The organism is Streptomyces sp. NPDC043952, from assembly GCF_056435325.1.
Genome location: NZ_JBWKES010000005.1, coordinates 83,775 through 108,550, shown reverse-complemented (window position 1 = coordinate 108,550; position 24,776 = coordinate 83,775). Strand labels below are relative to the sequence as shown.

Annotated in this window: 19 protein-coding genes and 1 pseudogene; 10 read left to right on the top strand and 10 right to left on the bottom strand. The window is 71.7% G+C overall.

Annotated elements, in window-relative coordinates; all coding sequences use genetic code 11:
- Window positions 1–92 precede the first annotated feature (92 nt).
- Window positions 93–356 (top strand): annotated as a pseudogene (locus AC069R_RS07685) (alpha/beta hydrolase); the annotation flags it as partial.
- Window positions 357–368: 12 nt separating this feature from the next.
- Here AC069R_RS07685 and hemQ read toward each other — a convergent pair.
- Window positions 369–1,100, bottom strand: coding sequence for a hydrogen peroxide-dependent heme synthase (gene hemQ, locus AC069R_RS07680; protein ID WP_478765408.1), 732 nt, complete (start codon window positions 1,098–1,100; stop codon window positions 369–371).
- Between the two features lie 5 nt (window positions 1,101–1,105).
- Complete coding sequence (gene hemG, locus AC069R_RS07675) at window positions 1,106–2,560, bottom strand: protoporphyrinogen oxidase (protein ID WP_478765406.1); 1,455 nt, start codon at window positions 2,558–2,560, stop codon at window positions 1,106–1,108.
- An 89-nt stretch (window positions 2,561–2,649) separates the two neighbouring features.
- Between hemG and AC069R_RS07670 the strand changes: the two genes are divergently transcribed.
- Together AC069R_RS07670 and AC069R_RS07665 are read left to right on the top strand one after the other, a co-directional pair.
- Window positions 2,650–4,035 (top strand): FAD-dependent oxidoreductase, encoded by a 1,386-nt coding sequence (locus AC069R_RS07670; RefSeq protein ID WP_478765404.1) that lies wholly within the window; start codon window positions 2,650–2,652, stop codon window positions 4,033–4,035.
- A 64-nt stretch (window positions 4,036–4,099) separates the two neighbouring features.
- Window positions 4,100–4,927 carry a rhomboid family intramembrane serine protease gene (locus AC069R_RS07665; protein WP_478765402.1) on the top strand — a complete coding sequence of 276 codons (828 nt, stop codon included), beginning with the start codon at window positions 4,100–4,102 and terminating at the stop codon, window positions 4,925–4,927.
- Between the two features lies 1 nt (window position 4,928).
- Here the strand turns inward: AC069R_RS07665 and hemE are convergent, their stop codons facing one another.
- On the bottom strand, window positions 4,929–5,996 hold the full coding sequence (gene hemE, locus AC069R_RS07660; protein WP_478765401.1) for a uroporphyrinogen decarboxylase: 1,068 nt from the start codon (window positions 5,994–5,996) through the stop codon (window positions 4,929–4,931).
- A gap of 111 nt (window positions 5,997–6,107) precedes the next feature.
- On the opposite strand from hemE, the gene AC069R_RS07655 reads away from it, so the two are divergent.
- The 6 genes from AC069R_RS07655 (at window position 6,108) to AC069R_RS07630 (ending at window position 14,303) form a co-directional block, all read left to right on the top strand.
- Entirely contained in the window at window positions 6,108–6,785 is a 678-nt protein-coding gene (locus AC069R_RS07655; RefSeq protein ID WP_397983443.1) for a DUF3000 domain-containing protein, read from the top strand.
- A 281-nt stretch (window positions 6,786–7,066) separates the two neighbouring features.
- Window positions 7,067–7,726 (top strand): response regulator transcription factor, encoded by a 660-nt coding sequence (locus AC069R_RS07650; RefSeq protein ID WP_030777669.1) that lies wholly within the window; start codon window positions 7,067–7,069, stop codon window positions 7,724–7,726.
- Window positions 7,727–7,922: 196 nt separating this feature from the next.
- Window positions 7,923–9,212, top strand: coding sequence for a ribonuclease D (locus AC069R_RS07645; RefSeq protein ID WP_478765399.1), 1,290 nt, complete (start codon window positions 7,923–7,925; stop codon window positions 9,210–9,212).
- Window positions 9,213–9,485: 273 nt separating this feature from the next.
- Window positions 9,486–10,703 (top strand): thiolase family protein, encoded by a 1,218-nt coding sequence (locus tag AC069R_RS07640; RefSeq protein WP_478765397.1) that lies wholly within the window; start codon window positions 9,486–9,488, stop codon window positions 10,701–10,703.
- Window positions 10,700–12,826: a 3-hydroxyacyl-CoA dehydrogenase NAD-binding domain-containing protein gene (locus tag AC069R_RS07635; protein ID WP_478765395.1), complete on the top strand. Its 2,127-nt coding sequence runs from the start codon at window positions 10,700–10,702 to the stop codon at window positions 12,824–12,826. The genes AC069R_RS07640 and AC069R_RS07635 overlap by 4 nt, the downstream gene beginning before the upstream one ends.
- A 241-nt stretch (window positions 12,827–13,067) precedes the next feature.
- The gene (locus tag AC069R_RS07630) at window positions 13,068–14,303 is read left to right on the top strand and encodes an IS30 family transposase (RefSeq protein WP_478765708.1); all 1,236 of its coding nucleotides are present in this window, start codon (window positions 13,068–13,070) and stop codon (window positions 14,301–14,303) included.
- 363 nt (window positions 14,304–14,666) lie between these two features.
- Here the strand turns inward: AC069R_RS07630 and AC069R_RS07625 are convergent, their stop codons facing one another.
- Window positions 14,667–15,683 carry a DUF8189 domain-containing protein gene (locus AC069R_RS07625; protein WP_478765394.1) on the bottom strand — a complete coding sequence of 339 codons (1,017 nt, stop codon included), beginning with the start codon at window positions 15,681–15,683 and terminating at the stop codon, window positions 14,667–14,669.
- 56 nt (window positions 15,684–15,739) lie between these two features.
- Here AC069R_RS07625 and AC069R_RS07620 point away from each other — a divergent pair, with 56 nt between their 5' ends.
- On the top strand, window positions 15,740–16,147 hold the full coding sequence (locus AC069R_RS07620) for a PIN domain-containing protein (RefSeq protein WP_478765392.1): 408 nt from the start codon (window positions 15,740–15,742) through the stop codon (window positions 16,145–16,147).
- 43 nt (window positions 16,148–16,190) lie between these two features.
- Here AC069R_RS07620 and AC069R_RS07615 read toward each other — a convergent pair whose 3' ends face one another.
- From AC069R_RS07615 to AC069R_RS07590, 6 genes are all read right to left on the bottom strand, one after another.
- Window positions 16,191–17,699 (bottom strand): amino acid permease, encoded by a 1,509-nt coding sequence (locus AC069R_RS07615; protein WP_478765391.1) that lies wholly within the window; start codon window positions 17,697–17,699, stop codon window positions 16,191–16,193.
- Window positions 17,700–17,850: 151 nt separating this feature from the next.
- Window positions 17,851–19,779, bottom strand: a complete 1,929-nt coding sequence (gene dxs / locus AC069R_RS07610) for a 1-deoxy-D-xylulose-5-phosphate synthase (protein WP_478765389.1) — start codon at window positions 19,777–19,779, stop codon at window positions 17,851–17,853.
- Between the two features lie 133 nt (window positions 19,780–19,912).
- Entirely contained in the window at window positions 19,913–21,220 is a 1,308-nt protein-coding gene (locus AC069R_RS07605; protein WP_397983450.1) for a sugar ABC transporter permease, read from the bottom strand.
- On the bottom strand, window positions 21,217–22,008 hold the full coding sequence (locus tag AC069R_RS07600; protein ID WP_397983451.1) for an ATP-binding cassette domain-containing protein: 792 nt from the start codon (window positions 22,006–22,008) through the stop codon (window positions 21,217–21,219). Before AC069R_RS07600 ends, AC069R_RS07605 begins: the two co-directional genes overlap by 4 nt.
- Window positions 22,009–22,201: 193 nt before the next feature.
- The gene (locus AC069R_RS07595) at window positions 22,202–23,299 is read right to left on the bottom strand and encodes a substrate-binding domain-containing protein (RefSeq protein WP_478765706.1); all 1,098 of its coding nucleotides are present in this window, start codon (window positions 23,297–23,299) and stop codon (window positions 22,202–22,204) included.
- A gap of 133 nt (window positions 23,300–23,432) precedes the next feature.
- Window positions 23,433–24,644 (bottom strand): ROK family transcriptional regulator, encoded by a 1,212-nt coding sequence (locus AC069R_RS07590; protein WP_397983452.1) that lies wholly within the window; start codon window positions 24,642–24,644, stop codon window positions 23,433–23,435.
- Window positions 24,645–24,776 lie beyond the last annotated feature (132 nt).

The window sequence follows — 24,776 nt, the reverse complement described above, 5'->3', positions numbered from 1 at the left end:
TTCGCCGCGGCCCGTACGCGCTCTCCCCCCCCCCCCCCCCCCCTCTCCCCCCCCCTCCCCCCCTCCCCCCCCCCCCCCCCCCCCCCCCCCCCCCCCTGCCCCCGGTGCTGGTCCTGGCGGCCGAGCGGGACGCGGCCGCGCCGTACGCGGGGGCCCTGGACATGAACCGGCGGCTGGCCGGCTCCCGGCTGGTGACCGAGCGGGGCGCGGGCACCCACGGCATCGGCGGCGGCCCCAACACGTGCGTCGACGGCTATCTGGACGACTACCTGCTGACGGGCCGCCTCCCGGCGCGGAACGCGTCCTGCGCGCCCCGCGCCGAACCCGTCCCCGGCCGAAAGCGGGCGGCGGGATGAGCGGGTCGGGCCTTACGCCAGCCCGGCCACCAGCTCGGCCACGTCCTTGCGGCGGCCCGTGAAGAACGGGACCTCCTCGCGGACGTGCCTGCGCGCCTCGGAGCCGCGCAGGTGGCGCATGAGGTCGACGATGCGGAACAGCTCGTTCGCCTCGAAGGCGAGGATCCACTCGTAGTCGCCCAGCGAGAACGAGGCGACCGTGTTGGCGCGCACGTCCGGGAAGCCGCGGGCCATCTTGCCGTGGTCGGCGAGCATGCGGCGGCGGTCCTCGTCGGGCAGCAGGTACCAGTCGTACGAGCGCACGAAGGGGTAGACGCTCACGTAGTCGCGGGGCGTCTCGTCGGCGAGGAACGCGGGGATGTGCGAGCGGTTGAACTCGGCCGGGCGGTGCAGCGCCATGTTGGACCACACCGGCTCCAGCGCCCGCCCCAGCTTGGTGCGGCGGAAGAGGCTGTACGCCTCCTGGAGCTGGTCGCTGGTCTCCGCGTGCCACCAGATCATCAGGTCGGCGTCGGCCCGCATACCGGACAGGTCGTACGTGCCGCGGATCGTCACGTCCTTGGCGGCGAGCTGGTCGAACAGCTCCTGGACCTCGTCGGCGTAGCCCGCGCGGTCGGCCGGGAGCACGTCCTTCAGCTTGAAGACCGACCACAGGGTGTAGCGGATGACATCGTTCAGGTCCTTGGCCAGCTTGCCCTTGTTGGGGATCCTGCCGGACTCGGTGGTGGGGGCGTCGTCACTCATGGTTCCTATTCTCCCGCTCCGCCGTGCAGGCTCTGCACCGGGTGGGCGGTCAGCTCCTCGACCCCGCGCAGATCACCGGACAGCTGGTCGACGGCCGCCTCGGCGCTCGCGACGCACGCGGGGATGCCCACGCCGTCGTACTGCGCGCCGCAGACCGCGAGCCCCGGAAGCTTGGCGATGTGCTCGCGGATGCGGGCCACCCGCGAGTGGTGCCCGACCGGGTACTGGGGCAGCCCGTCCCTCCAGCGGGTGACCCGGCTCTCGACGGGCGCGGCCTCGATGCCGGCGGCCTCGCGGAGGTCGTGCCGGGAGGCCTCGACCAGGTCGGCGTCGTCCCGGCCGAGGACCGCCGTCTCGCCGTACCGCCCGACCGAGGTGCGCAGCACGACCGTGTCCGGGTCGTCCTCGGCGATCCAGCCCCACTTCTGGGAGGCGAAGGTGGCGGCCTTGATGGTGTGTCCGTCGACGGGCGGCACCAGGAAGCCGCTGCCCTCGGGCAGGGACAGGTCGGCCCGCCGGTAGGCGAGGGTGATCAGGGCCATGGAGGCGTACTCGACGGCGGCCAGCTCGGCGGCGGCGGCCGGGGACTCGGGGCGCAGCAGCCGGGCGGCGGCCGGGGCGGGTACGGCGACCACCACGGCGTCGGCGTGCAACGGCTGTCCGCCCGCGGTGATCCGCCAGCCGCCCGCGGGCTCCCGGCGCAGCTCGGTGACGGGGGTGCCGGTGCGGATCTCGCCGCCGCGCGCCCGGACGGACTCGGCGACCGCGAGCGGCAGGGTGCCCACGCCGCCCTCGATGCCCATGAACACGGGCCCGCTCTGCTGGGCCGCGGCGGCCCTGGCCTGGATCTCGCGGACGCCCTCGGTCAGCGCGGCGTGCGCGCGGGCGGCCTGGAAGAGCTGGGGGACGGCGGAGCGCATGGAGATGCGGTACGCGTCGCCCGCGTACACCCCGCCGAGCAGGGGTTCGACCAGGCGGTCCACGACCTCGCGGCCGAGCCGGGCCGCCACGTACTCCCCCACCGCCACGTCGTCGCCGACTTCGGTGCGGGGCAGGACGGTGTCCTGTTCGATGCGGGCCAGGCCGTCCTCGGACAGGACGCCGGCGAGCGCGGCGGCGGTGCCGGGCACGCCCATCACATGGCCCTTGGGCATGGGGCGCAGCGCGCCGCGGGTCCACAGGGCGGCGCTCGCCACGGCCGGGGGCTGGAGCCGGTCCCCGAGCCCTGCCTCGCGGGCGAGGGCGACGGCCTCGGGGCGGCGCGCGAGCATCGACTCGGCACCGAGATCGACCCGCACGCCCGCGATCTCGCCGGGCAGCAGCTTGCCGCCGACCCGCTCGGACGCCTCCAGGACCGTCACCCGCGCGCCGCGCGCCAGCAGCCGGTGGGCGGCGGCCAGACCGGCGATACCGGCTCCGATGACGACGGCGTGCCCCGAACTCGTACCCGTTGCGCTCATGGTGCCCACTCTCTCAGACCCCACTGACAGTCCGGACGGGGCCGTAGGTCCCGTGTCCCGTGGCGCCCCGGACCCTCTAGCGTGTTCCCATGAGCACGCATCAGGGGCGGGAGCGGCTGGTCGTCGTCGGCGGGGACGCCGCGGGCATGTCGGCGGCGTCGCAGGCGCGGCGCCTGAAGGGGCCGGAGGACCTGGAGATCGTGGCGTTCGAGCGCGGTCACTTCACCTCGTTCTCGGCGTGCGGCATCCCCTACTGGGTGGGCGGCGCCGTCTCCGGGCGGGACGAGCTGATCGCCCGCACCCCCGAGGAGCACCGCGCGCGGGGCATCGACCTGCGGCTGCGCACCGAGGTCACGGAGATCGACGTGGCGGGGCAGCGGGTGCGCGCGCGGGACGTGGATTCCGGCACCGAGTCCTGGACGTCGTACGCCAAGCTGGTGATCGCCACCGGGGCCCGTCCGGTCCGCCCGGAGCTGCCGGGCGCGGACGCCACCGGGGTGCACGGCGTGCAGACCCTGGACGACGGGCAGGCGCTGATCGACACGCTGGCCGGCACCGGGGGCCGGCGCGCGGTGGTCGTGGGCGCCGGGTACATCGGCGTGGAGATGGCCGAGGCGCTGATCGACCGGGGCTTCGAGGTGACGGTCGTCAACCGCGGCGAGGAGCCGATGTCCACCCTCGATCCGGACATGGGCCGCCTGGTGCACCGCGCCATGGAGGGGCTCGGCATCACCATGGTGAACGGCGCCGAGGTCACCAAGATCCTCACCGGCGAGGACGGCCGGGTCCGCGCGGTGGCCACCCAGCACGCCGAGTACCCGGCCGACGTGGTGGTCCTCGGCATCGGCGTCCGCCCCGAGACCGCCCTCGCGCGCGCCGCCGGGCTGCCGCTCGGCGCGCACGGCGGGCTGCTCACCGACCTGGCCCTGCGGGTGCGCGGCCAGGAGAACATCTGGGCGGGCGGCGACTGCGTGGAGGTCCTGAACCTGGTCTCCGGGCAGGAGCAGTACGTCCCGCTGGGCACCCACGCCAACAAGCACGGGCAGGTCATCGGCACCAACGCGGGCGGCGGCTATGCGACCTTCCCCGGCGTGGTCGGCACGGCGGTCAGCAAGGTCTGCGACCTGGAGATCGCCCGCACCGGTCTGCGCGAGAAGGACGCGCGCCGGGTGGGCCTGGAGTTCGAGGCGGTCACCATCGAGTCGACCAGCCGGGCCGGCTACTACCCCGGCGCCTCCCCGATGACGGTCAAGATGCTCGCCGAGCGCCGCACCGGGCGGCTGCTCGGGGTGCAGATCGTGGGGCGCGAGGGCGCGGCCAAGCGGGTGGACATCGCGGCGGTGGCGCTGACCGCGCGGCTGACGGTGGAGCAGATGACCGCCCTGGACCTCGGCTACGCACCGCCGTTCTCACCGGTGTGGGACCCGGTGCTGGTGGCCGCGCGCAAGGCGGCACAGCGGGTGCGCGGGAGCTGACCGGCTCGGGCTCGTTCGGCGCGATCACTCGATTGACCGCGGGCTCGCGGGGCACTACTTCTTCGTGGTCATCCCCGTCCATGACATCAACCCGGTGCGCCGCACCCCGTGGGTGACGTACGCCCTGATCCTCGCGAACGTCCTCGTGTTCCTGTCGACGCCCGGCATGCCCGGCTCGCTGACCGGCGCGGAGAACCTGGCGCAGCTGTGCCATCTGGAGGCCTTCATGGACCGCTTCGCGGCGGTCCCGAGGGAGCTGATCCACGGCCAGGTTCCCCAGCTCGTACCGACCGGCCAGGTGGGCGTGGGCCCGCACGGCCCCGGCTGTGTGGTGGCCCCGCGCGGCTTCCACAAGTCGCCGCCGCTGTCGGTGTTCACGGCGATGTTCGTGCACGGCAGCTGGCTGCACCTGCTGGGCAACATGCTGTTCCTGCTGATCTTCGGCAACAACGTCGAGGACCGGATGGGCCACATCCGCTTCTTCGTCTTCTACGTCGTCTGCGGCTACGCGGCCGGGTACGGCTTCGCGCTGCTCAACGCCGGTTCGGGCGCCCCGCTGATCGGCGCGTCGGGCGCGATCGCCGGGGTGCTCGGCGCCTACCTCGTGCTGTGGCCCGGAGCACGGGTGTGGGTGCTGGTGCCGTTCCTGGTGTTCCTGCCGCTGCGGCTGCCGGCCTGGCTGGTGCTGGGCTTCTGGTTCGTGCTCCAGGCCGTGTACTCGTCCGGGCAGGGGGTGTCCGGCGCGGGCACGGTGGCGTACGTGGCGCACGTGATCGGCTTCCTGGTGGGGCTGCTCATCGCCCTGCCGCTCAGGCCGGGCACCCCGCCCCCGCCGGAGCCGCCCGGCCTGCTGTTCGGCAGGCGCGCGCGGTCCTCCTACCCGACCTGGTGAATCAGCGGGCGCTCGCGGAGTGCACGTACTCCACGAGCCGGGTCAGCGCGTCGGGGTCGGTGCTGGGCATCACGCCGTGGCCGAGGTTGAAGACATGGCCCTCCAGGCCCGCGGCGGCGTCCAGCACCTCCTGCGCCTTGGTCTCGACGACGTCCTTGCCGGCGAACAGCACGGTCGGGTCCAGGTTGCCCTGGAGCGCCTTGCCGGGGCCGACGCGGCGGGCGGCCTCGTCCAGCGGGACGCGCCAGTCGACGCCGACGACGTCCGCGCCGGCCTCGCCCATCAGGCCCAGCAGCTCGCCGGTGCCCACGCCGAAGTGGAGGCGCGGGACGCCGTACCCGGCGACCGCCTCGAACACCTTGGCCGAGGCGGGCAGCACCGAGCGGCGGTAGTCGGCGGGGGCGAGCGCGCCGACCCAGGAGTCGAACAGCTGCACGGCGGAGGCGCCGGCCTCGATCTGGACCTTGAGGAAGGCGGCCGTGATGTCGGCGAGGCGGTCGAGCAGGTCGGCCCACAGCTCGGGGTCGCCGTACATCATCGCCTTGGCGTTCTCGTACGTCCGCGACGGGCCGCCCTCGACCAGGTAGCTGGCCAGCGTGAAGGGAGCGCCGGCGAAGCCGATCAGCGGGGTGGGGCCCAGCTCGCGGGTGAGCATCCCGACGGCCTCGGTGACGTACGAGACGTCCTCGGGGGTCAGGTCGCGCAGCCGGGCCAGGTCGGCGCGGGTGCGGATGGGCTGCTCGACGACCGGGCCGACGCCGGGCTTGATGTCCAGGTCGAGGCCGATGGCCTTGAGCGGGACCACGATGTCGCTGTAGTAGATCGCCGCGTCCACGCCGTGCCGGCGCACCGGCTGGAGGGTGATCTCGGTGACCAGCTCGGGCCGCCTGCACGACTCCAGCATCGGAATGCCCTCGCGCACCTTGAGGTACTCGGGCAGGGAGCGGCCGGCCTGGCGCATGAACCACACGGGGGTGTGCGGCACGGGTTCACGCCTGCACGCCTTGAGGAAGGCGCTGTCGTACGTCGCGGTCGGCTGCTTGCCCGTCGGGGCCTCGTTGGCGGTCACGGGGAAAGTCTCGCATGCCGGTGTGGAGGGGCCGTGCACAGGCGGCGAGGACGTGCACGTCGCGGGGTGTCTTGCCTGCGCAGGGGCACGGTTCCCCTTACTCTTCCCCGCATGGCTGCGGCTCACGGACACAGGTCGGAAGGCGCTGACGGATTGGGCGACGTGAAGGACACCGAGGAGGCGGACCGGCACTCGGGTGCCGCGGGTCCGCCGGCGTTCCGGGCCGCGGTCGAAGCCCTGCGCGGCTGCCGGCTGCGCCCGCAGATCGAGGTGGAGCCGACCCCCGCGCCGCAGCGGCTCGCGCCGTACGCGTACGCGCTGGAGGCGGTGGTGGTCGACGGCGAGCAGGAGCTGGCCGACGGGCGCCTGGTGCTGCTGCACGACCCGGCCGGGCACGACGCCTGGCGGGGCACGTTCCGGCTGGTGACGCTGGTGCGGGCGGAGCTGGAGCCGGAGATGGCGGCCGATCCGCTGCTGCCGGAGGTGTGCTGGTCCTGGCTGACCGGTGCGCTGGGGGCGCGCGGCCTCGGCTACGGCGAGCCGAGCGGCACCGTCACGCGCGCGAGTTCGCACTACTTCGGCGGTCTCGCCGACCGGCCGGCCGCCTCGCAGATCGAGATCCGGGCGTCCTGGACGCCGCGCGAGGGCCTCGGCGGGGTGCCGGACACGGCCGCCCACCTGGTCTCCTGGTGCGATCTGCTGGCCCAGGTCGGGGGGCTGCCGCCGGCCGGTCCGGGCGACGCCTCGGTGGTGACGCTGCCGCAGCGCAGGGGGCCGCAGTCCCGGTGATGTGACGGCGGGTCACGACCGCCGTCCCCCTCCAGGGGGGCTTATTGACCATCTCTTTGTCGATACGGCCACATTGTGACCTCGAATCGCATCCACTCGAACCGATTCGATCTTCGGGTGATCGATCAGCTGTCCGAATTGCACGGATTGTTACTCACTAGATCGTGATCACTCTCTAAAGGCGGACACGTTTGCTGCCGAAGACGACTGTGACCTTGAAAGCACGGTTCGTCCCGGCTTCTTCCCCACAAGCCGGCCCCGTCCCCCACCCAGGAGGCCTGGTGTCCGTTCTCCTTGAGCAACCCGCAAGCCTGGTCGCCTACCGCCCGAACAAGCCGACCGCCATGGTGGTCGTGGCCGACCCGCGTGTGCGCTCCACCGTCACCCGTCATCTGTGGGCGCTCGGTGTGCGCGATGTGATCGAGGCCTCGTCCATCGCGGAGGCTCGTCCCCGCATCGGCAACCCCCGCGACATCTGCGTCGCCGACGTCCACCTGCCCGACGGCTCCGGCCTGACCCTGCTCTCCGAGACCCGCGCCGCGGGCTGGCCCAACGGGCTCGCGCTCTCCGCCGCCGACGACATCGGCGCGGTCCGCAACGCCCTGGCGGGCGGGGTAAAGGGCTACGTCGTCACCGGCACCCGCACCAACATCGGGCTCCCCACCCGCCCCGGCGCCGCCCCCCTCGGCGCCGCCGCCCGTATGCACCGCCGCCCGCCGGGTGCCCCGAGCCACCCGGGCGGCTACCGCGAACTGTCCGGACGCGAGGTCGAGGTGCTGCGACTGGTCGCGGAGGGCCAGTCGAACAAGGCGATCGGCGTGTCCATGGGCCTGTCCGCCCTCACCGTGAAAAGCCACCTCGCCCGCATCGCCCGCAAGCTGGGCACCGGCGACCGGGCCGGCATGGTCGCCGTGGCCCTGCGCACCGGGATCATCCACTGACCCTTCCCCCGCTCCCCGCCCTTTGATCTCCCCTTGCCCCGCCCCACTCCCCTCCCCACCGGCCACGTCCGGAAAACGGCCGTTTCACTCCCCTGAACCGGCGATTTCACCGGGCTGACTGGTTTACGACCCCTCGGTGCCCGTCGACGGAACGTTCCGGCGACGGGTGCTGTCCACGCATGGATACCCTTGACAGGTGACCGACGCCCAAGACACCGCAGCAGACAGCACCCGGCGCAGCCATGGGGACACCCCTCCCGACGACGCCGGATCTTCTGTGACGGAGGCGCCGACACCCCTTCTGGAGCCCCGCGAGGGCGTTCCGCCCGTCGTCGCCGACGACGCCGCGCTCGACCGGGTGGTCGCCGCGTTCGCCGCCGGCTCCGGGCCGGTCGCCGTGGACGCCGAGCGCGCCTCCGGGTACCGCTACGGCCAGCGCGCGTACCTGGTGCAGCTGCGCCGCGAGGGCGCCGGCACCGCACTGATCGACCCCATCGCCTGCCCCGACCTGTCCGCGCTCGGCGAGGCGCTGTCCGGCGTGGAGTGGGTGCTGCACGCGGCCACCCAGGACCTGCCGTGCCTGCGCGAGATAGGCATGCTCCCCACCCGGCTGTTCGACACCGAGCTGGCCGGGCGGCTCGCCGGGTTCCCCCGCGTCGGCCTCGGCGCCATGGTGGAGAACGTGCTCGGCTTCGTCCTGGAGAAGGGCCACTCCGCCGTCGACTGGTCCACCCGCCCGCTGCCCGAGCCGTGGCTGCGCTATGCCGCGCTGGACGTCGAACTCCTCGTGGACCTGCGCGACGCCCTGGAGAAGGAGCTGGACCGCCAGGGCAAGCTGGAGTGGGCCCTCCAGGAGTTCGACGCGATCGCGAGCGCCCCGCCGGCCGAGCCCCGCAAGGAACCGTGGCGCCGTACGTCCGGGATGCACAAGGTACGGCGGCGCCGGCAGCTGGCGGTCGTACGGGAGCTGTGGGAGACGCGGGACCGGATCGCGCAGCGGCGGGACGTCTCGCCGGGCAAGGTGCTGCCGGACGCGGCGATCGTGGAGGCGGCGCTGGCCCTGCCGGGCACTGTGCACGCGCTGGCCGCGCTGAACGGATTCGGGCACCGCACCGGGCGCCGGCAGCTGGAGCAGTGGCAGGCGGCGGTGGACCGGGCGAAGGCACTGCCCGAGTCGGAGCTGCCGCAGCCGGGGCAGCCGGTGACGGGTCCGCCCCCGCCGCGGGCGTGGGCCGACAAGGACCCCTCGGCGGCGGCGCGCCTGTCCGCGGCGCGGGCCGCGGTGACGGCGCTCGCCGAGCGGCTGTCCATGCCCCAGGAGAACCTGATCTCCCCGGACACGGTCCGCCGGCTCTGCTGGCAGCCGCCCGCCGTGGTCGACGCCGGGTCCGTCTCGGCGGCACTCGCGGGGTACGGGGCACGGCCATGGCAGGTGGAGCTGGTGACGCCGGTCCTGGCGGCCGCGCTGTCGGGGAAGGGTGCCTGAGCGCGGACGGGGCGCCCGCGGAGCGCCGGGCGGGAGTGTCTGAACGCCGAGCGGTCGGTGACGTACGGCGGCGGCCGTGGGTCGTCGCGGGGTGCCCGCGTGGTTTCCCGCGCCGCTGCGGGGGCGGGTCCGGGGCGTCGTAATCGCGCCAAGATGGCGGCCACCAGTGTGACCTTCGCCGCTACCCGCCGGTGGACTGGGCAGCTACATTACTCACAAGTAGCATGGGCTTAAGCAAGCGCTCAGCGTCCCGCACCATGGAGGAGAGCCATCGTGCCTCGTACCGTCAGGGACGTCGTCTTCGTCGACGGCGTCCGCACCCCGTTCGGCAAAGCGGGCCCGAAGGGCATCTACCACGAGACTCGTGCCGACGACCTCGTCGTCAAGGCGATCCGGGAGCTGCTGCGCCGCAACCCCGGACTGGACCCGAAGAAGATCGACGAGGTCGCCATCGCCGCGACCACGCAGATCGGCGACCAGGGCCTGACCCTCGGCCGCACCGCCGGCATCCTCGCGGGCCTGCCGCAGTCCGTGCCCGGTTACTCCATCGACCGCATGTGCGCCGGCGCGCTGACCGCCGTGACGACCACCGCCGGCTCGATCGCCTTCGGTGCCTATGACGCCGTCATCGCCGGCGGTGTCGAGCACATGGGCCGCCACCCGATGGGCGAGGGCGTGGACCCGAACCCGCGGTTCGTCAGCGAGAAGCTGGTGGACGAGTCGGCCCTGTTCATGGGCATGACCGCGGAGAACCTGCACGACCGCTACCCGAGCATCACCAAGCAGCGCGCCGACGAGTACGCCGTGCGCTCGCAGGAGAAGGCCGCCAAGGCGTACGCCGACGGCAAGATCCAGCAGGACCTGGTGCCGATCTCGGTGCGCCGCACCACCCCCGAGACCGGCGAGACCGGCTGGGGCCTGGTGACCGCCGACGAGCCGATGCGCCCGGGCACCACCCTGGAGAACCTCGCGGGCCTCAAGACGCCGTTCCGCGTGCACGGCCGGGTCACCGCGGGCAACGCGGCCGGTCTGAACGACGGTGCCACCGCGTCGATCATCGCGTCCGAGGACTTCGCCCGCGAGCACGACCTGCCGGTCAGGATGCGTCTGGTCTCCTACGCCTTCGCCGGCGTGGAGCCCGAGGTCATGGGCTACGGCCCGATCCCGGCCACCGAGAAGGCGCTCGCCAAGGCGGGCCTGTCCATCTCCGACATCGGCCTGTTCGAGATCAACGAGGCCTTCGCCGTCCAGGTCCTGGCCTTCCTCGAGCACTACGGCATCGCGGACGACGACGCGCGCGTCAACCAGTACGGCGGCGCCATCGCCTTCGGCCACCCGCTGGCCTCCTCCGGCGTCCGCCTGATGACGCAGCTGGCCCGCCAGTTCGAGGAGCAGCCGCACGTCCGCTACGGCCTGACCACCATGTGCGTCGGCTTCGGCATGGGCGCGACGGTCATCTGGGAGAACCCGCACTTCGAGGGGGACAAGTGAGCACCACCGAGCTTCTCGAGCAGGCCGCGAGCCTGTTCCCCGACGAGGTCGTCACCAGTGCGCACGTCCGCCACTTCGACCTCCCCTTCGGCGCCGGCCGCTTCGCGCTGATCACGCTGGACAACGGCCTGGACCACACCAAGCCGACCACCTTCGGGCCCGCCTCGCTCGCCAACCTGAACGCGGCGATCGACCAGGTCGAGAAGGAGGCCGCCGAGGGCGCGATCGCCGGTATCGGCATCACCGGCAAGCCGTTCATCTTCGCGGTCGGCGCCGACCTCAAGGGCGTCGAGCTGCTGAAGGAGCACGAGCACGCGCTCGCCATCGGCAAGGGCGGTCACGAGGTCTTCAAGCGCCTCTCGGGCCTCGCCGTGCCGACCTTCGCCTACTACAACGGCGCGGCCATGGGCGGCGGCGTCGAGGTCGGTCTGCACTGCACCTACCGGACCGTCTCGCAGGCGATCCCGGCGTTCTCGCTGCCCGAGGTCTTCCTCGGCCTGGTCCCCGGCTGGGGCGGCTGCACCCTGCTGCCGAACCTGATCGGCGCCGACAAGGCCGTCTCGGTCATCATCGAGAACTCGCTGAACCAGAACAAGCAGCTCAAGGGCAAGCAGGTCTTCGAACTCGGCATCGCCGACGCCCTGTTCGAGGGTGCCGACTTCCTGGAGCAGTCGCTGCTGTGGACGGCGAAGGTCCTCAAGGGCGACATCACGGTCGAGCGCCCGGAGATCGACCGCGGCGAGGCGTGGGACCAGGCCGTCGCCAGGGGCCGCTTCATCGCCGACTCCAAGGTGCACGGCGCCGCCCCGGCCGCCTACCGCGCCCTGGACATCATCGAGGCCGCCAGGAACGGTGACCTCCAGCAGGGTTACGACGCCGAGGACCAGGCGCTCGCCGACCTGATCATGGGCGGCGAACTGCGCGCCGGCATCTACTCGTTCAACCTGGTGCAGAAGCGCGGCAAGCGTCCCGCGGGCGCCCCGGACAAGAACCTGGCCCGCCCGGTCACCAAGGTCGGCGTCGTCGGCGCCGGTCTGATGGCCAGCCAGCTCGCGCTGCTGTTCCTGCGCCGCCTGGAGGTGCCGGTCGTGCTGACCGACATCGACCAGGAGCGCGTCGACAAGGGTGTGGGCTACGTCCACGCCGAGATCGACAAGCTGCTCGGCAAGGGCCGTATCAACCAGGACAAGGCCAACCGCCTCAAGGCGCTGGTCACCGGTGTCCTGGACAAGGCCGAGGGCTTCGCGGACGCGGACTTCGTCATCGAGGCCGTGTTCGAGGAGATGAGCGTCAAGCAGAAGGTGTTCGCGGAGGTCGAGGCGGTCGCCCCGGCGCACGCGATCCTCGCGACGAACACCTCCTCGCTGTCGGTGTCGGAGATGGCCGCCAAGCTCCAGCACCCCGAGCGGGTCGTGGGCTTCCACTTCTTCAACCCGGTCGCGATCCTGCCGCTGCTGGAGATCGTCCGCGGCGAGCAGACCGACGACGCCTCCCTGGCCACCGCGTTCGCGGTCGCCAAGAAGCTGAAGAAGACCGCGGTGCTGGTCAAGGACGCCCCGGCGTTCGTCGTGAACCGCATCCTGACCCGCTTCATGGGCGAGATCCAGAACGTCATCGACGAGGGCACCCCGGTCGAGGTCGCCGAGAAGGCGGTCGAGCCGCTGGGCCTGCCGATGTCCCCGCTGGTCCTGCTCGAACTGGTCGGCCCGGCGATCGGCCTGCACGTCTCGGAGACCCTGAACCGGGCCTTCCCGGACCGCTTCACGGTGTCCCCGAACCTCAAGGCCGTGGTCGAGGCCGGCAAGCGTGGCTTCTACGTCTACGACAGCGGCAAGCCGGAGCTGGACCCGGAGGTCGCCGCGCTCCTCAAGCAGGGCGATGTCGCCCTGACCGAGGAGCAGGTGCGCGAGCGCGTCCTGGACGCGGTGGCGCAGGAGATCGGGCTCATGCTGGACGAGGGTGTCGTGGCCGAGGCCCAGGACATCGACCTGTGCCTGATCACGGGCGCCGGCTGGCCCTTCCACCTGGGCGGCATCACGCCGTACCTGGACCGCGAGGGCGTCTCGCAGCGGGTGAACGGCAAGCCGTTCCTGGCTCCGGGCGTGGCGAGCGTCCCGGCGTAACACCGGCAGCACCGACGTGCAGGGCCCCCGCCCCCTTGGGTTCTAACGGTCCTCGCAACACCCGCGATCTGTGGGAGTTGCGAGGACCGTGGCCGTTGAACGTGATTTTGCGGGGGTGCGGGAGCGTTTCCTTGCCCGGCTGGATGTCGTGGGGAACGTGACCGTCGTGGCGCATGAGCTGGGGGTGAACCGGAACACCGCTTTCGCCTGGGCTCGGAAGGCCGGACGGAGCTCGGTGCGTCTGCCGCGGCGGCATCCCGGGCGGAACGAGTACGAGCGGCTTCGGGCCGCCGGTGTCGCACGCCGGGTGGCGGCCCGGCAGGTCGGTGTGAACGAGCGCACGGCCAAGGACTGGGACTGGGGCGTCAAGAAGAGCGGCACCACGCGCACTTATGCCGACGGGCGCCGTGTCGACTACACCACCGGGACCGTCACGATGGGCGGTGTGACCACGCCACCGGTGGGCCTGAAGGCCCTGGAGAAGCAGCTTCACCCGCGGTTCCTGACGCTCGCGGAGCGGGAGAAGATCCGTGATCTCTGTGCGGCCGGGCAGTCGCTGAGGGCGGTCGGACGGGCTCTGGGGCGGCCGGCGAGCACGGTCAAGCGCGAGATCGACGCGAACTCGGGCAGCGAGGGCTGTCAGCCCTGCGCAGCCCACCGTGCGGCGGCCGTGCGCAGGCCCCGGCCCAAGGAGCGCAAGCTGCTGCGTGAGGGCCGGCTGCGGTGCTTCGTCCAGGACGGACTGCGCGGGCGCTGGTCGCCGGAGCAGATCTGTCACGCTCTGGGCAAGGAGTATCCCGACGACCGGAGCATGCGGGTGAGCGTGGAGACGATCTGCCAGGCGCTGTATTTCCAGGCCCGCGGCGGCCTGAAGCGGGAGGTCCAGGCCGCCGTCCGTTCCGGCCGGACCCGCCGCAAGCCACGCCGGGACCCTGAGCGGCGCACCCCGCGGTTCATCGACCCGATGGTGATGATCAGCGACCGGCCCGCCGCCGTCGAGGACCGGGCGGTGCCCGGTCACTGGGAAGGCGACCTGATCATCGGCGCGGGCGGCCGTTCTGCGATCGCCACCCTGGTCGAGCGCAGCACCCGCTACACCATGCTGGTCCACCTGCCGGGCGGAGCCCACGACGCCGAGACCGTCCGTGACGGGCTCGTCGCCACGATCCAGACCCTGCCCGACCACCTGCGCGGCTCCCTCACCTGGGATCAGGGCAGCGAGATGGCACGGCACAAGCAGTTCAGCATGGCCACCGGCATGCCCGTCTACTTCTGCGACCCGGCATCCCCCTGGCAACGCGGCTCGAACGAGAACACGAACGGGCTGCTGCGGCAGTACTTCCCCAAGGGCACCGATCTGAGCGTCCACAGCCCCGAAGACCTCGAACACGTCGCCCAGGAACTCAACGGCCGCCCACGCAAGACGCTCGGCTGGGATACCCCAGCCGAGCGTCTACGTGATCTACTCACCACCTAAACCAGGCGGTGTTGCAACGACCCCTGGAACCCAAGTTCCGCCGCCGGGGGCCCTTTCGCACGTCCACCCGGCGGGGCCCAGCCGCAGGCGCGCCCCGGCAGCCCTGACCGGGTCGGCCCCATGACGGCCAGGGCCCGCCGGTCCGGGCAGGGGCTCAGGCGGTCCGCCTCGCCTCCAGCGCGAAGCCCACCCACCCGGCAAGGCCCAGCCACCAAAGCGACCCGGCAACCCTCGACAGATCCGCACCAAAGCGACCACGACCCACCGACACGCCGCGGACTCACACGACCCGCCACGCCCCCGACGCAAACCCCACCCACCCGGCCTGAGCAGACCGGCGCCCAAGGCGGCCAGGGCGCGGGCTCAGGCGGTCCGCCATGCCTCCAGTGCGAGGCCCGGCTCGTTCTTGCGGCGGGTCAGCAGTAGCCGGCCGGTCGACGGGGAGAGCGTCGCGGCGACCACCCGGCCGTCCGCGTCCGTCGCGAGGGACACCCGCGCGTCCACCGTGAGCGGCGGGCCCGACTCGGTCCACCAGGCGCCCGCGGACTCCAGTTCGGTCGGGTAGGCGGCGAAGGCGACACGGCCGGTGGCCGAGCGCTGGGCCAGCAGGGTGCAGTCGTGGCCGTCGAGGTCGCAGCGGACGGCGCTGACCGGGCCGTGGCCCGCGGCGGGCAGCAGGGTGACCGGCTTGCCGCCGGGCCGCCACGCGCACAGTCCGCCGTCGGTGCCGGTGTAGTAGAGCGTCGTACTGCCGGCGGACGTGGCGAGGGCGTACAGGCTCCCCGGACGCACCGGCGCCTTCAGGGACTCCTGGAGGACGGGCTGGGCACCGGGGGCCTCCTGACGCCAGTACAGGACGCCCTCGGGGCCCGCCGCGTACAGCTCGACCCTGCCGGACTCCCCCGTCACCGCGGCGAGTCCGTCCTGGACGCCCTGGCCGCCGAGGTCCCGCCAGGGCTCCCAGCCGCCCTTCTCCTTCTGCGCGAGCATGCTGACGCCGCCGCCCTTGTTGCGCACGAAGACATGGGCGCGGCCCTCGGCGTCCACGGCGACGGCGGGCCGGCCGGTGCGGTCGCCCTTCTTGTCGGGGTGGCCGACCGGGCTCCAGTCCAGGGCGGCGAGGTGGGCGCGGAAGTGGGTGGAGTGCACGAGGCCCGCCTCGCCGTTGCCGGTGGGCCGCCAGGACACCAGGTGGGCGTAGCCGTCCGCGCCCTGGCCGAGGGCCTGGACGGGATGCAGTTTCTGTTCGCCGCCGACCTTGCGCGGACCGGTCCAGGGGCCGCCGGGGGCGCTCTCCGCCCGGCACAGCAGGGCGTCGCCCGACGACTGGTAGACACTGAGCCGGCCGTCTCGGCCGCGAAGGAGCCAGTCTCCGTTCACCCGGTCACTTTAAGCCGGAGCCCTGAGCGCCCGGCGGACGGGGCACCATGGCGGGTATGACGAACACCCCGGACACCACCGCCGCCCCGGACCCGGCCCCGCCCCTGCTCATCGTCGACGGCGCCAATGTCGTCGGTTCCGTGCCCGACGGCTGGTGGCGGGACCGGCGCGGGGCCGCCGAACGGCTGCGCGACCGCCTGGTGGCGTACGCCGGTTCGGGTACGGCGGAGCTGCCCGGCCCGCTGGAACTGGTGCTGGTGGTCGAGGGGGCCGCGCGCGGGGTGCCCTCCGTGCCCGGAGTACGGGTGGAGGAGGCGCCGGGCAGCGGGGACGACCGGATGGTGGAGCTGGTGGCGGAGGCGGCGGGCCGGGTCTGTCTGGTGGTTACCGCGGACCGTGAACTGCGGCGCCGGGTGACGGAGCTGGGCGCGCGGGTGACCGGGCCGCGCGCGGTGCTCGGCTGAGCCGGTGACGCCGCCCGGCGGGATACGACGACGGCGGGGCGGGTCACGACATCGGTGGCGCGGGCTCCGGCTCGGGCTGCTCGGGGCGGGCGAGGCGGCTGTGCGAACGACCGTAGAGGAAGTAGACGACGAAACCGATCACCATCCAGATGGCGAACCGCAGCCAGGTCTCGGCGGGCAGATTGAGCATCAGCCAGAGCGTGGCGCACACGGACAGGATCGGGATGAACGGCACCCAGGGGGTGCGGAAGGCGCGGGGCAGGTCCGGTCGCGTTCTGCGCAGAATGATCACACTGATCGCGACGACCACGAAGGCGAACAATGTGCCGATGTTGACCAGTTCGGCAAGCTCGCTGAGGCTGGTGAAACCGGCGACGATCGCGATGATCACACCGAGCAGGATGGTCGGCCGGTGCGGGGTCCGGAACCTGGGGTGGACCCGCGAGAAGAACCGCGGCAGCAGCCCGTCCCGGCTCATCGCGAAGAACACCCGCGTCTGGCCGAGCAGCAGGATCAGGCAGACGGTGGTCAGTCCGATCGCGGCGCCGAAGCTGATCACGCCCGCGTACCAGGGGTGCCCGATGGCCTTGAACGCGTCGGCGAGCGGGGCGTCCACGGACAGCCGGGTGTAGTTCTGCATGCCGGTGACGACGACCGAGACGGCCACGTAGAGCACGGTGCAGATGATCAGCGAGCCGAGGATGCCGCGCGGCACGTCCCGCTGCGGGTTGCGGGTCTCCTCGGCGGCGGTGGCCACGATGTCGAAGCCGATGAAGGCGAAGAACACCACCGAGGCGGCGGTGAAGATGCCCATCACGCCGAAGTTGGCGGGCGCCCAGCCGAACATCAGCTGCACCAGCGGCGCCCTGAGGCTGGCGCCGGCCGGGACCGGCTGGGCCGGCGGGATGAAGGGATGGTAGTTGCCGGTGCGGACGAAGAAGGCACCGGCGATGATCACGATGAGCACGACAGCCACTTTGATCGCGACGACCAGCGAGGTGATCCGGGCCGACAGTTTCATGCCGAGGACGAGGATCGCGGTCAGGACGAGCACGAGGAGCGCGGCGAGGACGTCGAAGCCGAAGCCGTGGGCGCCGTCCCGGCCCGAGAGGTAGCCCGGCAGGTGCCAGCCCGCGTTGTCCAGCAGTGAGCGGATGTAGCCGGACCAGCCGACCGCGACCACCGCGGTGCCGAGCGCGAACTCCAGCACCAGGTCCCAGCCGATGATCCAGGCGGGCAGCTCGCCCAGGGAGGCGTAGCTGAAGGTGTACGCCGAGCCGGCCACCGGCACCGTGGAGGCGAACTCGGCGTAGCACAGGGCGGCGAGGGCGCAGACCACACCGGCGGCGACGAAGGCCAGGGCGACCGCGGGACCGGCGTTGTTCTTGGCGACCTGTCCGGTCAGCACGAAGATACCGGTACCGATGATCACACCAACGCCGAAAACGGTCAGATCGAGCGCGGAGAGCGACTTCTTGAGCGCATGCTCCGGTTCCTCGGTGTCCCGGATCGACTGCTCGACGTTCTTCGTCCGGAAGAGCGAGCTGCTCACGTTGCTGCCTCCCACGCTTGTCGTCCTCGACCTGGTCGACTTGATCGAGAGGACCGGGACGCGAGTGCCCCGTGACAGGCAGGCTTACGCAAGCGGGCCGGTTCCGCCACCGCAAGGAGGGGCGGAACCGGCCCGGTCGGGAGCGCTGGTCCTAGTCGCGCGCGGATTCCACGGAGTCCACCGGGTCCGCCGTACGGTCGAACCGGCCGTCCAGCTTGGCGACCAGCCCGGTGACCTGGCGGGCGATGTCGGGCGCGGTGAGCCCGATCTCGGCGAGCACCTCGGCGCGGGAGGCGTGGTCGAGGAAGCGCGGCGGGATGCCGAAGTCGCGCAGTGGCACGTCGACGCCCGCGTCGCGCAGCGCCTGCGCGATGGTGGAGCCGACGCCACCGACCCGGCTGTTGTCCTCGACGGTGACGACGACCCGGTGCCGCTCGGCCAGCGGGGCCATCGCCTCGTCCACGGGCTTGACCCAGCGCGGGTCGACCACGGTGGTGGAGATGCCCTGCTTGTCGAGCAGGCCGGCGATCTCCAGGCACATCGGGGCGAGGGCGCCGACGGAGACGAGGAGCACGTCGGGCCGTTCGGTGCCCGCCTCGCGCAGTACGTCCATGCCGCCGACCCGGCCGACGGCGGGGACGGCGGGGCCGACCGCGCCCTTGGAGAAGCGCACCACGGTCGGCGCGTCCTCGACGGCGACGGCCTCGCGCAGCTGGGCGCGCACCTGGTCGGCGTCGCGCGGCGCGGCCATCCTGAGGCCGGGGACGACCTGGAGGATCGACATGTCCCACATGCCGTTGTGGGAGGCGCCGTCGGTGCCGGTGACGCCGGCCCGGTCGAGCACGAAGGTGACGCCGCACTTGTGCAGGGCCACGTCCATCAGGACCTGGTCGAAGGCGCGGTTGAGGAAGGTGGCGTAGACGGCGAAGACGGGGTGGACGCCGGCGTGCGCGAGGCCCGCGGCGGAGACGGCGCCGTGCTGCTCCGCGATCCCGACGTCGTACACGCGTTCGGGGAAACGTTTGGCGAACTTGTCGAGGCCCACCGGCTGGAGCATGGCCGCGGTGATGGCGACGAGGTCCTCGCGCTCCTCGCCGAGCTTGACCATCTCCTCGCCGAACACGGAGGTCCAGTCGGCGCCGGACGCGGCGATCGGCAGGCCGGTGTCCGGGTGGATCTTGCCGACGGCGTGGAAGCGGTCGGCCTCGTCCTGGAGGGCGGGCTGGTAGCCGCGGCCCTTCTCGGTGAGGCAGTGCACGATGACCGGGCCGCCGAACCGCTTGGCACGCGACAGCGCCGACTCCAGCGCCTCGATGTCATGGCCGTCGATCGGGCCGACGTACTTCAGGCCCAGGTCCTCGAACATGCCCTGCGGGGCGATGAAGTCCTTCAGGCCCTTCTTGGCGCCGTGCAGGGTCTCGTAGAGCTGCCGGCCGACGACGGGGGTCTTCTCCAGCACCTCGCGGGTGCGGGCGAGGAAGCGCTCGTAGCCGTCGGTGGTGCGCAGGGTGGCCAGGTGGTTGGCGAGGCCGCCGATGGTGGGGGCGTACGACCGCTCGTTGTCGTTGACGACGATGACGAGGGGGCGGTCCTTGGCGGCGGCGATGTTGTTGAGCGCCTCCCAGGCCATGCCGCCGGTCAGCGCGCCGTCGCCGATGACGGCGGCGACATGGCTGTCCCGCTTCATGAGCTGGTTGGCCTTGGCGATGCCGTCGGCCCAGCCGAGCACCGTGGAGGCGTGGCTGTTCTCGATGACGTCGTGCGCGGACTCGGCCTGCGCGGGGTAGCCGGAGAGGCCGCCCTTCATCTTCAGCCGGGAGAAGTCCTGCCGGCCGGTGAGGAGCTTGTGCACATAGGACTGGTGGCCGGTGTCGAACAGCACCTTGTCCCTGGGCGACTCGAACACCCGGTGCAGGGCGATCGTGAGCTCCACCACGCCGAGGTTGGGGCCGAGGTGTCCGCCGGTCTTGGAGACGGCCTCCACCAGGAAGGTCCGGATCTCCCCTGCCAGCTGGTCCAGCTCCTCCAGGCTGAGCCGGTCCAGATCGCGCGGTCCCGTGATGCGGGTCAGCAGCGGCACCCGTGCCTCCTTGCAATAGAGCTGATCGAGCTTGCCGGGCTCGCCAGAGTCTAACTTTCCGGCGACGCCCGGCATGAACGTGCCCGGCACCTTTGCGGCGCCGGGCACGTGGAGTTCACCGAAGCGGGGTGTGTTATGCCCGTCCGGCCGTCTTCTGCGTCTTGCGGGTGACCGCGTCGATCACGACGGTCGCGAGCAGCACGCCACCGGTGATCATGTACTGCACGGGCGACGCGATGCCCTTGAGCGCGAGACCGTACTGGATCGAGACGATCACCAGCACACCGAGCAGCGCGTTCCAGGTGCGGCCGCGGCCGCCGAACAGCGAGGTGCCGCCGATGACCGCCGCCGCGATCGCGTTCATCAGCAGGTCGCCGCCGCCCGCGCCCTGGTTGGCCGCGGCGATCTTGGAGGCCATCATCAGGCCGCCCATCGCGGCGAAGGTGCCGGAGATCGCGAAGACCGAGATGCGGATCAGGGCGACGTTGATGCCGGCGCGGCGGGCGGCCTCGACGCTGCCGCCGAGCGCGAACACCTTGCGGCCGTACGCCGTGCGGCGCAGCACGAAGTCCGTGATGACGAGCATCACGAGGAAGATCACGACGGCCAGCGGCAGGCCCTTGTACTGGTTGTAGACGGCCGCGGCGGCGAAGGAGACGACCGCGAGCAGCGCCGTACGGAGAATGGTTTCGCTCAGCGGCCGGGACGGCACCCCGGCGGCCTCGCGGCGCCGGTTGCCGAGGAAGGACGTGAGGAAGAACAGCACGGTGGCGACGAGCGCGAGCCCGTAGGCGGCGGCCACGTCGGAGAAGTAGTAGCTGGTCAGCTTGGCGACCAGGCCCTGGTCGTCCAGGTTGATGGTGCCGCTGTCGCCGAGGATCTGGAGCATGAAGCCGTTCCAGAACAGCAGGCCGGCCAGGGTGACGGCGAACGCCGGGACGCCGATCTTCGCGAAGAAGAAACCGTGCAGCGCGCCCGCGACGGTGCCCACCAGGATGGACAGCACCAGGGCGAGCCAGGCGGACATGCCGTGGGTGACGGTCAGCACCGCGTAGGAGGCGCCCGCGACACCGGAGACGGAACCGACCGAGAGGTCGATCTCGCCGAGCAGCAGCACGAAGACGATGCCGACGGCGATCAGGCCCGTGCCGACCATGGCGACGGAGATGTCGGAGAGGTTGCCCGCGGTGAGGAAGTTGGAGTTCAGGCTCTGGAAGATGATCCAGATGACGGCGAGACCGATGATGACCGGAACCGAGCCGAGGTCACCGGCCTTCATCTTCCGCTTGAACTCGGTGACGTAGCCCGCGAAGCCCTGCTCGCGCACGAGCAGGCGGGGGTCCACGGCGGTGACGGTGCCGGCCGCCGCCTCGGGGTTCTCCACGACGGCGTCCTGGGGAGTGTGGTCCTCGGGAGGCGTGGAGGTCTTGTCCAGGCTCACTTCTGGACCTCCTTGGTGCTACGCGCCGCACGCCGGGTGACGGCGTTGTCGGTGGCGCCGGTGATGGCGGAGATGATCTCTTCCTGAGAGGTCGAGGCGACGTCGAACACGCCGTTGTTGCGGCCGAGCCGCAGCACCGCCACCTTGTCGGCGACGGCCTTGACGTCGGCCATGTTGTGGCTGATGAGGATGACGGCGTGGCCGCGCTCGCGCAGCCGCTCCACCAGGTCGAGCACCTGTGCGGTCTGCTCGACGCCGAGGGCCGCGGTGGGCTCGTCCAGGATGACCAGCTTGGGCTCGCCGAGCATGGAGCGGGCGATGGCCACCACCTGGCGCTGACCGCCGGAGAGGGAGGCGATCGGGATGCGCACGCTGGGGATGCGGATCGACAGCTGGTCGAGCAGGTCACGGGAGCGGCGCTCCATCTCGACCTCGTCCAGGATGCCGCGCTTGAGCAGCTCCCGGCCCAGGTAGAGGTTGCCGACCACGTCGATGTTGTCGCACAGCGCGAGGTCCTGGTAGACCGTCGCGATGCCCAGGGCCTGGGCGTCGTTGGGCCGGTTGACCTGGACGGGGCGGCCTTCCCATTCGATGGCGCCCTCGTCGATGGGATGCACGCCGGCGATCGTCTTGACCAGCGTGGACTTTCCGGCGCCGTTGTCGCCCACCAGGGCGACCACCTCACCGGCGTGGACCTCAAGCTCTACGTCGGTGAGCGCCTGGACGGCACCGAACCGCTTGGAGACCCCGCGCAACGCCAGCACGGGCGTAGCGGACACGTGAACCATCTCCTTCGCCGCCTGACCCGGCGGGAGGTTGTGCAGAAAGTTGGGGGGTTCCGTCCGGCGCCCCGCGCCGAGCTTGCGGGGCTGTATGGGTCGCGGGACGCCGGAGGAGCAGGGGACGCCTTCACCCGCGGAGGGGCCGGCCCGGAGAGTCACGGGGGTGAACTCTCCGGGAATCGAGGCGTGTTGCGGCGGCTTACTTCAGGCCGAGCTTGGCGCAGGCGGCCTTGTACTGCGCGGTGCAGATGTCGGCGACCGTGTAGACGCCGTCCTTGACGACGGTGTCCTTGATGTTGTCCTTGGTCAGCGCGGTGACCGGGAGGATGACGGTGGGGATCTGCTTGGTGGTCGGGCTGTCGACCTTGTCCTTGGCGATGGAGTCGAGCGACTTGCCCTGGGCGAGCGCGACGGCCATCTCGGCAGCCGCGTCGGCCTCCGGGGCGTACGGCTTGTAGACGCTCATGTACTGGTCGCCGGAGACGATGCGCTGCACACCCGCGAGCTCGGCGTCCTGGCCGGTGACCGGGACGGAGATGCCGGCCGCCTTGAGGGCGGTGACGATGCCGCCGGCCATGCCGTCGTTGGCGGAGTACACGCCGATGATGTTCTTCTTGCCGAGCGCCGAGATCGCGGCCTCCATGTTGGAGTTGGCGTTCTCCGGCTTCCAGTCCTTGGTGTCGTACTCCTTGCCGATGTTCACCTTGCCGTCGAGCACCTCGTGGGCGCCCTTCTTGAACTGCGCGGCGTTCGGGTCGGTGATGGAGCCGTTCATCATCACGATCTTGCCGGACTTGGCCTTGGAGCCCAGGGCCTTCAGCAGGGCCTCGCCCTGGGTCTTGCCGACGGTCTCGTTGTCGAACGAGGTGTAGGCGCTGATCGGGCCCTCGGCCAGCCGGTCGTACGCCACGACGGGGATGCCCTGGTCCTTGGCCTTCTGCACCGAGCCCTTGATCGCCGCGGTGTCCACGGCGTCCACGATGAGGACGTCCACCTTGTTGGTGATCATCGCGTCGACCTGCTGGTTCTGGGTGCTGGCGTCCTGCTTGGCATTGGCGTAGACGACCTGGCCCTTGCCGTTCGTCAGCTCCTTGATCTTCTTCTCGATCAAGGGTCGGTCGAACTTCTCGTAACGGGCCGTCTGGTTCTCCGGCAGGAGCAGACCGATCTTGATGGCATCGCCCTTCTTGGCGCTGCCGGAGGGCTTGCTTCCGTTGCCGGACTCCTTGGCGCTGCCACAGGCGGCGAGCGAGACGGCCATGGCACCAGCGGCAACGGCGAAGGCCGCACGACGCATACGCGTGTTCACTTCTCAAACCTCCCTGACGAGGCCGCGTCGTTGCGGCCGAGGTGGCTGGAAGTCAACTCGGCCACACGTGCGACGTCAAGAAGTAAATCCTTAACGAGATGGCAACGGTGCCATTCCTTCTCTAAGTGAAGGCAGGGGCGGACACGGCCGGAGCGGTGGTGGCGGATCCGTCCAGAAGGGCCGAATCGCCCATCTCGCTCAGCGCGAGGGCGAGCGCGCCCAGCACCTCGGCGCGGCCGCCAAGTGCCCCTGGCAGCACGGTGAGTTGGCGGGCGGCGCTGGGGATCGCGTAGCGGCTGACGGACTCCCGGATGGGCCCGAGGACCAGCTCGCCGGCCTCCGCGAGATCGCCGCCGAGGACCACCCGGCTGGGGTTGAGGAGGTTGCACAGGTTGGCCACGCCGCTGCCGATGTGGCGGCCGACGTCGGCGACCACCCGGCGGCATCCGGGGTCACCCTCCCTGGCGAGCCGTACGACGCCCTCCATGGTGAGGTCGGGGCCGTGGCTGGGCTGGAGCAGCGGCAGGACGTAGCGGGCGGCCGCGAAGGTCTCCAGGCAGCCGCGGTTGCCGCAGCGGCAGACCGGGCCCGACTCGTCCAGGGTGATGTGGCCGATCTCGCCCGCGGTGCCGCCCGGACCGCGGTAGATGGTGCCGTCGATGACGAGGCCGGCGCCGACGCCGCTGGCGACCTTGATGTAGGCGAGGTCGCGTACGCCCTTGCCGCTGCCCCAGACCAGTTCGCCGAGGGCGCCGAGGTTGGCGTCGTTGTCCACGTGCACCGGCACGCCGAGGCGTTCGCGCAGTTCCTCGGCGGGCTTGGTGCCGCCCCAGCCGGGCAGGATGGCGCTGTGTCCGAGGGTGCCGGACTCCAGGTCGATGGGGCCGGGCACGCCGAGGCCGACGCCCGCGACCTTGGACCGGTCGACGCCGGTGGCCACGATCAGCCTGCTGACCAGTTCCTCGGCCCGGTCGAAGCCCTGGGCGGCGGAGGCGTCCACGTCCAGCGGTTCGGCCTCCTCGGCCAGCACCTGGTGGGCGAGGTTGCCGACCGCGACCCGCAGGTGCTGGTGCCCGAAGTCGACGCCGATCACGATGCCCGCGTCCCCGCTGAGGCTGACGCTGCGGGCCCGGCGCCCGCCCGCCGAGGTGGGCGTGACCTCGACCGTCCCGCCGTCCTTCAGTTCGCGCACGATGTTGGAGACCGTGGCGGCGGACAGGCCGGTCGTCCGCGCGATCTCGGCCTGCGTCAGCGAACCGGCCAGCCGGACGGCCCGTACCACCCGCTCCAGGTTGGCTCGGTGCAGTGACGACTGCGACCCTGGAGTCTCCACGACGACCTCCTGAGCGCGGGGCCGCTTCGGCGAGGCCCCGTGTATGTCCAACTAGTGAACTCTAAGCTGAGCCGTTCGGGGTGACTCACGTCAAGAGGTTGAGCCGGATAAGGGGTACGACACGGCGGCGCA